At 29.7% G+C, this 12068-nt stretch carries 13 protein-coding genes; 8 read left to right on the top strand and 5 right to left on the bottom strand.

Features of this window, described 5'->3' with window-relative positions; translation table 11 throughout:
- Positions 1–57 precede the first annotated feature (57 nt).
- Positions 58–1557 carry a cardiolipin synthase gene (gene cls, locus CSPB_RS05700; RefSeq protein ID WP_089193500.1) on the bottom strand — a complete coding sequence of 500 codons (1500 nt, stop codon included), beginning with the start codon at positions 1555–1557 and terminating at the stop codon, positions 58–60.
- A 46-nt stretch (positions 1558–1603) separates the two neighbouring features.
- Here cls and CSPB_RS05695 point away from each other — a divergent pair, with 46 nt between their 5' ends.
- The 7 genes from CSPB_RS05695 (at position 1604) to CSPB_RS05665 (ending at position 7678) form a co-directional block, all read left to right on the top strand.
- Positions 1604–2329: a PHP domain-containing protein gene (locus tag CSPB_RS05695; RefSeq protein ID WP_089182761.1), complete on the top strand. Its 726-nt coding sequence runs from the start codon at positions 1604–1606 to the stop codon at positions 2327–2329.
- A gap of 99 nt (positions 2330–2428) precedes the next feature.
- Entirely contained in the window at positions 2429–2908 is a 480-nt protein-coding gene (gene mobB / locus CSPB_RS05690; RefSeq protein ID WP_089182760.1) for a molybdopterin-guanine dinucleotide biosynthesis protein B, read from the top strand.
- A gap of 18 nt (positions 2909–2926) precedes the next feature.
- Positions 2927–3766 (top strand): class 1 fructose-bisphosphatase, encoded by an 840-nt coding sequence (locus tag CSPB_RS05685; protein ID WP_089189601.1) that lies wholly within the window; start codon positions 2927–2929, stop codon positions 3764–3766.
- A gap of 3 nt (positions 3767–3769) precedes the next feature.
- Positions 3770–3976 (top strand): hypothetical protein, encoded by a 207-nt coding sequence (locus CSPB_RS05680; RefSeq protein ID WP_089182758.1) that lies wholly within the window; start codon positions 3770–3772, stop codon positions 3974–3976.
- Between the two features lie 8 nt (positions 3977–3984).
- Entirely contained in the window at positions 3985–5883 is a 1899-nt protein-coding gene (metG, locus tag CSPB_RS05675) for a methionine--tRNA ligase (protein WP_089189599.1), read from the top strand.
- Positions 5880–6863 carry a hypothetical protein gene (locus CSPB_RS05670; RefSeq protein ID WP_089189598.1) on the top strand — a complete coding sequence of 328 codons (984 nt, stop codon included), beginning with the start codon at positions 5880–5882 and terminating at the stop codon, positions 6861–6863. The genes metG and CSPB_RS05670 overlap by 4 nt, the downstream gene beginning before the upstream one ends.
- Positions 6864–6925: 62 nt before the next feature.
- A complete protein-coding gene (locus CSPB_RS05665) occupies positions 6926–7678 on the top strand; it encodes an SDR family NAD(P)-dependent oxidoreductase (protein ID WP_089193499.1) in 753 nt (250 codons plus the stop codon).
- Positions 7679–7697: 19 nt separating this feature from the next.
- Here the strand turns inward: CSPB_RS05665 and CSPB_RS05660 are convergent, their stop codons facing one another.
- The 3 genes from CSPB_RS05660 to CSPB_RS05650 are packed head-to-tail and all read right to left on the bottom strand — an operon-like array spanning position 7698 to position 9590.
- Positions 7698–8903 carry a molybdopterin molybdotransferase MoeA gene (locus tag CSPB_RS05660; protein ID WP_089189597.1) on the bottom strand — a complete coding sequence of 402 codons (1206 nt, stop codon included), beginning with the start codon at positions 8901–8903 and terminating at the stop codon, positions 7698–7700.
- An 8-nt stretch (positions 8904–8911) separates the two neighbouring features.
- Positions 8912–9346, bottom strand: coding sequence for a molybdopterin synthase catalytic subunit (locus CSPB_RS05655; protein ID WP_089183328.1), 435 nt, complete (start codon positions 9344–9346; stop codon positions 8912–8914).
- 22 nt (positions 9347–9368) lie between these two features.
- Positions 9369–9590: a MoaD/ThiS family protein gene (locus CSPB_RS05650; RefSeq protein ID WP_089189596.1), complete on the bottom strand. Its 222-nt coding sequence runs from the start codon at positions 9588–9590 to the stop codon at positions 9369–9371.
- 127 nt (positions 9591–9717) lie between these two features.
- On the opposite strand from CSPB_RS05650, the gene CSPB_RS05645 reads away from it, so the two are divergent.
- Positions 9718–10209, top strand: coding sequence for a flavodoxin domain-containing protein (locus tag CSPB_RS05645; RefSeq protein WP_089189595.1), 492 nt, complete (start codon positions 9718–9720; stop codon positions 10207–10209).
- 90 nt (positions 10210–10299) lie between these two features.
- Here CSPB_RS05645 and CSPB_RS05640 read toward each other — a convergent pair whose 3' ends face one another.
- The gene (locus CSPB_RS05640; protein ID WP_089193498.1) at positions 10300–12054 is read right to left on the bottom strand and encodes an Aq_1262 family (lipo)protein; all 1755 of its coding nucleotides are present in this window, start codon (positions 12052–12054) and stop codon (positions 10300–10302) included.
- Positions 12055–12068: the final 14 nt, after the last annotated feature.

Genomic DNA, 12068 nt, shown 5'->3' with positions numbered 1-12068 from the left:
ATGATTTTATAAAAATAATGTTTTAAAAAAGTTTAATTTTAAAAATTATATATAAATTTATAAAAGTGGCGATATTATTTTACATATATGATCTCTAAGTTTTTGCAAAACACCATATCTTTTTAGGTCGCTAAGGGATATTTTTTTACAATATTTCATATCTTCATAGAAGTTATCTTTTAACTCTTGTGATATTTTTTTATCATAAAAAATAGTATTTATTTCGTAATTTATATTAAAACTTCTATTGTCAAAATTGCAAGTTCCTATCGTGCTTAAATCATCATCGCATATCAAAACTTTACTATGTAAAAATCCATTTGTATAAATGTAAATTTCAATTCCAGCCAAAAGAAGCTCTTCGTAATATGTTTTTGATACCCAAGCCATTATTTTATGATCCGGTTTTTGTGCTATCATAATTTTTACTTTTTTTGATGAAAGAGAGGCGATTTTAAGTTGATTTAAAATGCTGTCAGTTGGTATAAAATACGGCGTTTGAATTAAAATTTCATTTTTGGTTTCAGTTATCATTTTTGTGTATAAAAATTTCAAATTTGGATAGTTGCTATCAGGGCCGCTTGAACTAACTTGGGCTATGTATTTTGTTTCTGTTTTATTTTTTAATTTTGCTTTAATATAATTTTTTATATTTTTAAAATTCATCTCTCCGCCACTATTTAGCCAATCTGTTATAAAAATAATAAGATAATATATGACAATATTGCCTTTTAGGCGTATGTTTGTATCACGCCAATTATCATAATCATTCCCGCCATTTATATACTGATCTGATAGATTCATACCGCCAGTATGGACAATATCATTATCTATTATTGTCATTTTTCTGTGATTTCTATAATTTAGCTTTAAAATAGAAGTTTTAATATCTAAAAAATACAAAAACTCCACTCCGGCTTGTTTTAATTCGTTTCTATAAGCTTTGCTAATAGTTCTAAATGATCCAAGCCCATCAAAAATAAGTTTTATTTCTAAGCCTTCTTTTGCTTTTTTTACTAAAATATCTTTTATTTTAGTGCCAAGTTTATCTGAATGCCATATATAATACTGCATATAAATGGATTTTTTAGCACCCAAAATATCGTCAATGAGCGAACTAAAAGCGTCTTTTCCGTTATAATAAATATCATAAGACTCATTTTCTTGCGTTGGTAGTGTTTTTTCGCAATTGTATAGTAAATTTATAACAGATTTGTTTTTATTTGAAATTTTATTATTATACTCAAAAGCTTTTAAATTTTCTACAGAGTTTTTTGAAAATATATTTGTGCTATCATATTTGCTAAAATTGCTATTTAAAGTTGATATTAAATCTTGTTTATTTAATTTTTTGTTTATGTATTTTCTTTGTCGCCAGTTTATTCCAAAAAGTAAATACGCTATCATTCCAATTATTGGCACAAATGTAATTGCCAAAAGCCAAGCAGTTGTGTCGCTAGATGTTTTGTTTGATAGCAATACTGACATTGCAAAAATAATCCAAACAATAAGGTATAAATTATCAAAAGAAATAATCCAATTGATAAAATTTTCCATTTATTCTCCTTAGACATAATTTTACAATATTTGATATAATAAATTTATGAACTATGATTTACACATACATTCAAATTTTTCTGATGGCAAAGCTAGTATTAGAGAAATTTTAAGTAAAGCCAAAGAGCTAAATATCGGTATTTCTATAACAGATCACAATGAGTTAAGAGGCAGTATTATCGCTTCAAAGATAGCTAAAAAACTTAACATACCTTTTATTATAGGCGTTGAGCTTGGCACGAAAGAGGGTAAAGAAATGCTACTTTATTTTAAAGATGAGTGTTATGCAAAAAAATTTTATGAAAATGAGATAAAACCATTTAAAACTTCCAGGATGACGCGTATAAATCGCTATATGAGTGAGTTTTTAAGTGCTGATTTAAAAATAAAATATAATATTTTTTTAGCTATTATTCCACACCCTTTTGGAGTACTTTATAAAAATATTTATAACGATATGCCGCTTGGAGAAAAAATGATAGAATTTTGTGATGGTATAGAGTGTATAAATGCCTCTCAAAGCTCTAAATCAAATACTCTTTCTAAAATTCTTTGTGCTCAAAAACAAAAACTAGCTTTTGCATCAAGCGATGCACATCTTATAAAAAATATAGGAAAACTTAGTACAAATATAACTTTTGATAAATATAACATTTTAAAAACCGATATTTCTCACAATAATTACAAAGATGATTTTTTAACATTAATCCAAAGTTTGTATCAAATTTCGAAGATAAATTTAAACTATTTTTTAAAAGATAAGATAAATTAATATTTTTGATTTTACAATTTCAAATCATTACAATTTGTCAAATATAAATACTTTTTTATATTTTATGTGATAAAATCATAAAATTTATTTAGGATTGATATGAAAAGATTAGCAGTTGCATTTTCAGGACCTTCAAATAGCGGTAAAACTACTCTTATAACTAAAGTTGCAAAAATTTTTTTAGATGAGAAACTAAAAGTTGTAGTTATCAAACACGATCCAGCTAATAAGGCTAAATTTGATGTTGAGGGTAAAGATAGTTATAAATTTTATCAAATCGGTGCTGATGTTGTTGTGCTTAGCCCAACAAGAAGCACATATTTTTCACAAGAAAAAAAAGATTTAGATGATGTTATAAGAATGCTTGGGGATTTTGATATTTTGATAGTTGAGGGGCTAAAAACTCTGCCTTTACCAAGAATATCTGTTTTTAGAGATAAAATAGATGATAGTTATTTGTCTTTTTCAGATGCAATTGCAACAAATGGCATAAAATTCGATACAAATTTGCCAAATTTAGATATAAATAATCCAGTGCAAATTTGCAAATGGATAAAAAATAACGCAAAAAAAGTTTAAAAAAGATAAGGAAAAAATATGCAAGAAATTTTTGAAACTATAAAAAAAGCTGCAATCCGTATAAGCGATGCTTTAAAATACTCAGATCTTGGCTACACACATAATCAAAACTCAACAGGCGATACTCAGCTAAAATTAGATGTAATGAGTGATAATATCATAACTGAAGAGTTTTCAAAGATAAATGTAAAAGCTTTAGTAAGTGAAGAAAAAGATGAAGCATTAACTTTAAATGAAGATGGCAAATTTATAGTTGCTTATGATCCTCTTGATGGAAGTTCTTTAGTTGATGTAAATTTCGCAGTTGGGTCTATTTTTGGAATTTATGAAAATGAAATTTCACCAAAAACACTAAAAGCTGCAGCTTATACGATATACGGACCTAGATTAGAACTTGTTATAGCAAGTGATAAAGTAAGACTTTATAGACTTGATAGAAATAATGAGTTTGTTTTTATAAAAGATTTACTCCTTAGCCAAAAAGGCAAACTAAATGCAACAGGGGCAACACAAAAAAGTTGGAGTGATACGCATAGAAATTTCATCAAATCACTATTTGATGAAGGATATAGATTAAGATATAGTGGTGCTATGGTTAGTGATTTGCACCAAATTTTGCTAAAAGGTGGCGGACTTTTTAGTTATCCATCAACAAGCGATACGCCAAATGGCAAGCTTAGACTTACTTTTGAAGTTTTACCATTTGCTTTTATATATGAAAAAGCTGGTGGAAAAACAAGTGATGGAAAAAATGATTCTTTATTAAATTTAGAAGTTTTAGCTATCCATCAAACAACTCCATGTTTTTTTGGATCAAGTTATGAGATAAATAAAATGCACGAGTATTATGGAAAATAAAGTATGAGCGAACAAGATAATATCCAAAAAGATAGTTATGATATCGCTTTTGAAAATAAGCTTAAATTACTAAAAGAGTGCCAAAATTCGAAAAATATTGATAGTTGTATGAAATGCGATAAAATCTTTGAGTGTCAAACTAGAAAAGATTATGTTGATGCAACATATCAAAGTATGATAAAAGGACAAAGCGGCGGCTTTGATTTTTAGGAGAAAAAATGGAAAAAAGATATATAACAACACCAATTTATTATGTAAATGACATTCCTCATATAGGACATGCTTATACTACGATAGTTTGTGATACAATGGCTAGATTTTATAGACTTCAAGGATATGATACATATTTTTTAACAGGAACTGATGAGCATGGTCAAAAGATAGAACAAGCTGCATCTAAAAAAGGCTTTACGCCAAAAGAATATGCGGATGATATAAGTGCTAAATTTAGAAATTTATGGGATTATTTTGAGATAAGTTATGATCATTTCATAAGAACAACAGATGATTATCACAAACAAACTGTGCAAAATGCTTTTGAGAAAATGTATAAAAAAGGCGATATATACAAAGGCGAATACGAAGGGTATTATTGTGTTAGCTGTGAGTCTTTTTTCACACAAACACAACTTTTGGATGATGAATGCTGTCCTGATTGTGGTAAAAAAACAAGCATTGTTAAAGAAGAAAGTTACTTTTTTAAACTCTCAAAATATCAAGATAAGCTTTTAAAATGGTATGAAGAAAACGAAGATTGCATAATACCAAAAAATAAAAAAAATGAGATTATTAATTTTGTAAAAAGTGGATTAAAAGATCTTTCTATCACAAGAACTAGCTTTGATTGGGGTATAAAGCTTCCTGCAAGCTTGAATGATGATAAGCATGTTATGTATGTTTGGCTAGATGCCTTGCTAAATTATCTCTCAGCTCTTGGATATACGCTTGGTAGCGAGAAAATGGGTTATTGGGATCACACTTTGCATGTTGTAGGTAAAGATATACTTAGATTTCATGCGGTTTATTGGCCTGCATTTTTAATGAGTCTTGAATTACCTTTGCCAAAGCATATAGCAGCACATGGTTGGTGGACAAGAGATGGTGTAAAGATGAGTAAATCCTTGGGAAATGTTGTAAATCCTAAAGAAGTTGCCGATGCATATGGAAAAGAGTGTTTTAGGTACTTTTTGTTAAGAGAAGTTCCATTTGGTCAAGATGGAGACTTTTCGCAAAAAGCACTGATAGATAGGATAAATAGTGATCTTTCAAATGAGCTTGGGAATTTACTAAGCAGGATTGTTGGAATGAGCTCAAAATATAGTGATTACGAGATAAATTCAAAAGATGTTTTGAAATTTTATAAAGATGAGCTTTATAGTGTGGATTGTTTTATAAATAATGCAATATCGGCATTAAATGAGGTGGCTACAAACAGATATCTAGAAGAGCTTTGGAAGATACTTTCTGTTGCAAATGGCGTGATAGCAAAATACGAACCTTGGAATTTGATAAAAAACTCTAAAAATGATGAAGCACTTGCTCTTGTGGCTTTGTGTGCAAATTTGCTTACAAAAGTTGCTATTTTGCTTTATCCTGCAATGCCAAAAAGTGCTAGCAAAATAGCTGAAATTCTAGGTTTTGAGATAAATAATAAAACTTATGAAAGTGTTATAAAAGAAAAAAATCTTTTAAATTTTAAAGCACAAAAAACGGATCCACTTTTTGTAAAAGTAGAAAATGAACTTTTAAAACGACCAGAAGTAAAACAAGAAGAAATCCCTCAAAAACAAGATAATGATATACAAATAGATGATTTTAAAAAATGTGTTATTAAAGTAGGAACCATTTTGGAATGCGAAAATGTAGAAGGTAGTGAAAAACTGCTTAAATTTAGCATTGATCTTGGCGAAGACAAGCCAAGGCAGATAATATCAGGCATAGCAAAATATTATAATCCTTTGGATTTAATCGGCAAACAAATTTGCGTTTTAGCAAATTTAAAACCAAGAAAAATTTTTAAACACATTTCAGAAGGTATGATACTGAGTGCAGAAGATGGCAGACTAACGCTTCTTAGTGTTGAAAATAAAGTAAAAAATGGTGCGATAATAGGATGAATATAATAAATCTTTGCGGTCTTTTAAACGCTGATTTGCTAAATAAACCAAAAATTTCGGCTATAAATAGTTTTTGTTTTGATTTAAAAGATTGCAAAGATCAATGTGCTTTTATCTGTATAAATAGTAGCGATGATGACATAGCTGAAGCCATAGAGCGAGGTGCTTATGTCATAATTTGCGAACACGATACTATGGTGCAAAACGATGAGATTGCCATAATGAAAGTTGGTAGTCTAAAAATTGCTTTAACTAGGCTTATACGCTTTGTTGCGTGTTATAAAAAGCTTAAATTTGCGATTTTAAATACCATTCAATATGCCGCTATTTGCAAATTTTCACTAGATAAAAAAGCAAAGATACTAAAAAGTGATTTTAAAAAGCGTTTTTTGGATATAATGAATGCAAATGATGAGGATCTATTTTTTAGCGATGATGAGAAGTTGTTGCAAAAAACTACGGCTTTTTATGATACTGTTTTTAGTGATGATGATGCACAAAATATAACAGAAAATTCTATTTTTTATTTGAGTTTTGTTTGCGATGATGTATATTATCAAAATATAATTTATCCCAAAGTTTTTCTTAGGCATTTAACTGGGCTTATAAAATATCTAAACAAATTAGAAATTTCTTTTAAATTACCAAAAGATTTAGGCATAGAAGGACATTTTGATCCTATATTTGTAGATAAATTTTATAATATAAAGTCTTTTGGCGATAGTTACAGAGCTTTTATTGTTGAGAATGATTTAAGTTTATTTGAGATTGAAGCAAATTTTTTAAGGTCTAAATTTAATGATAATATCATAATTTGTGCATCTTATAATTTGCAAACAAACATCCAAATAGATTTTCGTTTTACATCATTAAATGCTTTGCAAAATTTAAATAATTTTCATTACGCTTTGGTTTTTTGTGAAAAAAACGAGCTAGTAGATTCTTTAAATCAAAAAAAAGATCAAGAAACACTTTTTTAATCTAAATTTATCCTTATATATAAAATAGTATAATGCGCTAATGCTAATTTTAGGAGGATACTATGAATAAAACAGCTTTCATAACAGGTGCAACTTCGGGTTTTGGTGAGGCTATCGCTAGGCTTTTAGCTAAAAATGGATATAAATTAGTGCTCGTAGCAAGAAGAGAAGATAGACTAAAGGCTTTATCTGATGAGATTGGTAAAGACAATGTGTATATTATATCGCTTGATATTTGCGATAAAGATGGTGTTTTTAAGGCTATTAAAGATATCCCACAAAATTTTTTAGATATAGAAATTTTGGTAAATAACGCAGGTCTAGCTCTTGGTCAAGAGAGTTTTATAGATGCATCGATTGAGGATTTTGAGACTATGATTGATACAAATATAAAAGGTCTTATTTATATCACAAAAGCGATATTACCTATAATGAAACAAAGAAAAAGCGGATATATCTTTAACTTAGGCTCTGTTGCTGGAAACTGGCCATATAGTGGCGGAAATGTTTATGGTGCAACAAAAGCTTTTGTAAAACAGCTAAGCTTTAACCTTAGAAATGATTTAAAGGGTACAAATATCAGAGTTACAAACATAGAGCCGGGTATTGCAAAAACAGAGTTTAGTTTAGTGAGATTTAAAGGCGATAAATCAAAAGCAGATAGTGTGTATGAAAACACAGGGTTTTTAAGGGCTGAAGATATCGCTACAATAGTGTTAAATTGCATAAATATGCCAAAAAATGTAAATATAAATTCGCTTGAAGTAATGGCTACAACGCAAACTTGGGCTGGATTTTTCTTTGAAAAAAAATAGTTTAAGGAGTTTTTACTCCTTAAAGCATTTTTAATACTTTGACAACTTCGCCCTTTTTTAGACCATCTTTTTTTTCTAACGGACAAATTAGTAGTGCTGCGTTATTGTTTAGATTATTTATTATCGCACTTGAACCGCTTTTTTTACCTTCTAAATTTGCAAAAACTTTACCATCTTTAAAAGTTATATTGCAAGCAGTAAATTCTAAAAATTCGGTCTTTTTAACATAATCTTGGCTTAAAATAGCTTCAATTTCATTTTCTTCTTTTATGCAAAAAAGCTCGTTTATCAAAACTCTTACATACAACACGCACATTACCATAGCCGAGTATGGAAATCCTGGAAGTGCAAATATGTATTTATCATTAAATTTGGCTATTTTTATGTGTCTTCCAGGTTTTATAGCTGCCCCATCTACTAATATTTCACAATTTTCTTTGAGCGATGATTTTACAAAATCATAATCCCCAACACTCACTCCGCCTGTAGTGATTAGCATATCGCAACTTTTTATGCCATTTATGATAGCTTCTTTTACTAGATTTTTTTCATCTTTTATTATTGGTAAAATAACAGCTTCACACCCCATAAGTTCTAACATAGATGCTATTGCTATGTGATTTGAGCTATGAATTTGTGCTGGTGTTTGAAGTGCTTCTCCAAGATCTCTTATCTCGCTTCCTGTTGCCAAAACTCCGACTTTTGGTTTCATAAAAACAGATATATGAAACTCTCCAAGCTCAGCAAGAAGTGCTATTTCAGAATAACTAAGTTTTGTTCCTTTTCTTATCAAAATATCATCTTTTTTGTAACTTTCGCCTATTTTTCTTACAGCAAAACCTTTTTTTACGCCTTGATTTATAAAAATATACCCATCTTTGACATCTACATTTTCTATAGGTATTAGTGTATCGCTATTTTTACACATAAGTGAGCCTGTAAATGTTTTTATGCACTCGCCATCTTTTAAGCCTATATTCATAGGATTTGTTCCAGCTGGAATATCTCCTAAAATTTTTAGCTTTCCAGCGGATAGATCGCTAAATTTACAAGCATATCCGTCCATTGCTGAAGTTTCATACTGCGGGTAGTTTTCTTTGGCAATTATATCTACTGCTAATATTCTATTTAGTGCAGAAGTTATGGCAACTTTTTGTATTTTCTCACAAGGTTTTATAGAGTTTTTTAGTGTCTTTAAGGTCTCTTCGTATGATTTAAATTTCATTTTATTCCTTAGCTTAAAAGTCCAGCATTGCTTAAGTTATGTGATCTTTCTTTTGCATAGATTCTTTTGCCATTTATAACATCATATTTCCAAATAGGAGCATTTGCTTTAAAATCTTCTACAAAATCGTTTATAAGTTTTAAGGCTATTTTTCGTTGTTTGCTCACAACGCCGCTCATATAAGAGCATTCGTGAATTTTGACATCTCCAAGAGAGTGTGCAAAAAGTAAATAAGTGCCACATTTTGCAGCATCTTTTACCCAGTTTTCATACCAAGATTGTAAAATCGGTTTGTATATATCAAAGCTTAGTGCGGATATACCGCCTTCATCTCTTACTATACCGCTAAATGTTATCAATGCACCACAATTTGCATTCTTAAATTTATCATACCAAGTTTTATAAATTTGCAAACTATCCAAACTTCCTTGGTAAATTTCCATATTTGTTAAAATTTTTTGCATATCATCCGCCGCAAACTGGCGGTAAAATAGATATTTTATCGCCATCATTTAGTGTTATATCAAGAGAATTTACCATCACATCATTTATAGCAACTCCTGATATTTCAAGCCATTGTTTTAGGTTTTCATATTTTGCCAAAACTTCTTTTAACTCTTTTAAATTTTTTACATCCAAAGATAATTTTTCGTGTCCTATAGGACCTAAAAATTCAACTTCTACCATAATTTACTCCAATTTAAATTGGAGTATTTTAACTAAAATTTCTAAATTTTCGCATAATTTAAAAAAGAGATATTATTTATATTATTTTGCTATAATTCATAAATTCAAAATTACACAAGGATAAAATATGGCAAATGGTATGATTATATATGCTTCAAAAGCTGGTGCAACTAAAGCAGTTAGTGAAATTATAGCAAAAGAGCTTGATTTTGATATTTTAAATGCAAAAGAGCTTACATCTGAAGTTTTTAGTGAGTATGATAATTTTATTTTTGCGTCTTCAACTTACGGAGATGGGGCTTTAAATCCTGATTGGAAAGATAAATTAGATATCTTAGAAGATGCAAATTTAGAGTCAAAAACTATAGCACTTGTAGGCATTGGAAATCAAGAAAGACACGGAGAGCATTTTTGTGGCGGTATGGCTGAGTTTTTAGAAAAGATAAAAGGTGCAAATGTTATAGGGCAAACAGAGCTTAATGGTTATAAATTTAATAATTCTGAGTTTTTCAAAGACGGTAAATTTTTTGGTTTAGCTGTTGATTTTAAGGGCGATGAAAATTATCAAAAAAGAGTTCTTGATTGGGTAAATGATATAAAGGTTAAATTTAAAGGATAAAATCCTTTAAATTTTGTATGATTGCAACTATAAAATATATTAAACTATATTAAACTATATTTATTTTTATTGTTGCAATCTTTTTAAACACTAATACTCATACAAAAACGCTTTTAAGCCAGTAGGCTCTGCTTGCTCGACTTCTTGATGTACATTATTTGATGGCTTTATATTTACATCTCTACCAAAAACATAACTTTGTTCATCTACAACAGCTTTGTAAGCTTTATTTAGTTTTAAAGCGCGCTCCGCACTTGGCATTAAAAGATAACTAATGTCATTTTTCAAAATTTCCATAGCCTTTGGTTTTAACTTCCAGCTTCTATCCATTTTAGCCCCAGGATTAGCTTGATTTATCTCATACTCTTTTTCTATCATCTCTTGGTTTTTTCTCCAACCATCCATAAAGAATTTATCCATTATCTCTGTATTTCCTCTAAACTCATCACCGGCGTTATTTAGTGCCAAATATTTAGCGTATTCTCCTTCGCCATCTTTAAGCACCATATCTTTTATGCCAGAAAAGTCTTTTTGCAACCAGTGAAACCAGCCATTTTGAAACTCATCATTTTCAAATTTACGCTGAAAAACAAATGTTGAATCAGCCGTTGCTGCGATATTTGAGTGACATCCCATACAAAATAGAGTCTCTTCATAATTTTGCGGCCTAAGTTCTCCAAATTTATCTTCAATAAATCCTTGAAAAAACCAACCACGCTCATTATTTAGCCCAGTTTCCACGTTTCCAACATATTGATCTGTCCTATCGGGAAAATCGCTCTTTTCTTTTATAGCGTCAGCTCCAGTATCTGAGAGATCGCCATAAGTTTGCCAGTATTTTTTAATGCCGTATCTTAGCTCTTTCATTCTTTTTGCCATACCTGTTTTATCATTATTTACATCTATATATCTAACAGAGTGTAAAAACTCAGTCCCAACAGGATAAAGCCCTGGGGCAATATTTACTTTATTTTTTAAAAGCAAATTTTTAGCAAGTCCAACATAACTCATAGTAAAATTTGAAAGTTTATCTGTTTTAATGTCATAATAAGGCTTATTCCATTTAAAAACTATCTCGTTTGCCGTGTCAAATTTGCCATTTTGGTTTAAATCAACGCCGTATTTACTCTCATCTATCGCAAATGTTTTTATGCTTTTTTGCTTTATCAAACTCTCCACTATAAGTAAATTTATCTTATAAATTTCAAGATCAAATTTACCGCTCTCATCTGTGGCAAAAATTTTTGGAAGGCGGATTAAAACATCATCCGTGTTTCCATTTGTAGGCCAAAAAGTCCCTAAAAATGGATAGTATCCAAATGCTCTCCAAAGAGTATATCCGCCATCTTTTGTCCTATCAAAGCCCTCATTATCAAAGTTGTACTCACAATCAGGTATATAGCCATCCCATTTACCATTTTTATTATAATCCCAGTTTTTGTCTAAATTTTTAAGCTTTTTAGCTAAGATTATTTCGCCGTTTTCATCTTTATAATTATCGCTTCTAACATATTTTAAAATTTCATCATCGCTGATTTTAGCGATATCTTTACTTCTATCTACAAATAAATTTGTAAAAGGATTTTTAGTTGCAGGAGCTGGAAAATCATAACTTTCTTGAACATCATAATCCTCATAAGTAAAATTTGGCTCTTTATTTAAGCTATGACAAGTAAAGCAAGGATTTGATACGATTTTTGGATTTTTCTCATCAATGGTTTTTGTATAGCACTGCGATGAAACATAAGAGTGATTTGCGTTGATAATCTCTTTACTGGTGATATTAATTTCCAATGCAAAAGCATTAATAAAAAGCAAATTTAGTAAAACTAAACTTTTTCTCATAAGACCCCCTTTTT

The sequence above is a fragment of the Campylobacter sputorum genome (genome assembly GCF_002220775.1).
Lineage (GTDB): Bacteria > Campylobacterota > Campylobacteria > Campylobacterales > Campylobacteraceae > Campylobacter_F > Campylobacter_F bovis.
This window is presented reverse-complemented; position numbering and strand designations above follow the sequence as displayed.

Bases quoted from the DNA above. Each gene is read 5' to 3' on its own strand.
- cls (WP_089193500.1), bottom strand. From the start codon at position 1,557: ATGGAAAATTTTATCAATTGGATTATTTCTTTTGATAATTTATACCTT.
- CSPB_RS05695 (WP_089182761.1), top strand. From the start codon at position 1,604: ATGAACTATGATTTACACATACATTCAAATTTTTCTGATGGCAAAGCT.
- mobB (WP_089182760.1), top strand. From the start codon at position 2,429: ATGAAAAGATTAGCAGTTGCATTTTCAGGACCTTCAAATAGCGGTAAA.
- CSPB_RS05685 (WP_089189601.1), top strand. From the start codon at position 2,927: ATGCAAGAAATTTTTGAAACTATAAAAAAAGCTGCAATCCGTATAAGC.
- CSPB_RS05680 (WP_089182758.1), top strand. From the start codon at position 3,770: ATGAGCGAACAAGATAATATCCAAAAAGATAGTTATGATATCGCTTTT.
- metG (WP_089189599.1), top strand. From the start codon at position 3,985: ATGGAAAAAAGATATATAACAACACCAATTTATTATGTAAATGACATT.
- CSPB_RS05670 (WP_089189598.1), top strand. From the start codon at position 5,880: ATGAATATAATAAATCTTTGCGGTCTTTTAAACGCTGATTTGCTAAAT.
- CSPB_RS05665 (WP_089193499.1), top strand. From the start codon at position 6,926: ATGAATAAAACAGCTTTCATAACAGGTGCAACTTCGGGTTTTGGTGAG.
- CSPB_RS05660 (WP_089189597.1), bottom strand. From the start codon at position 8,903: ATGAAATTTAAATCATACGAAGAGACCTTAAAGACACTAAAAAACTCT.
- CSPB_RS05655 (WP_089183328.1), bottom strand. From the start codon at position 9,346: ATGGAAATTTACCAAGGAAGTTTGGATAGTTTGCAAATTTATAAAACT.
- CSPB_RS05650 (WP_089189596.1), bottom strand. From the start codon at position 9,590: ATGGTAGAAGTTGAATTTTTAGGTCCTATAGGACACGAAAAATTATCT.
- CSPB_RS05645 (WP_089189595.1), top strand. From the start codon at position 9,718: ATGGCAAATGGTATGATTATATATGCTTCAAAAGCTGGTGCAACTAAA.
- CSPB_RS05640 (WP_089193498.1), bottom strand. From the start codon at position 12,054: ATGAGAAAAAGTTTAGTTTTACTAAATTTGCTTTTTATTAATGCTTTT.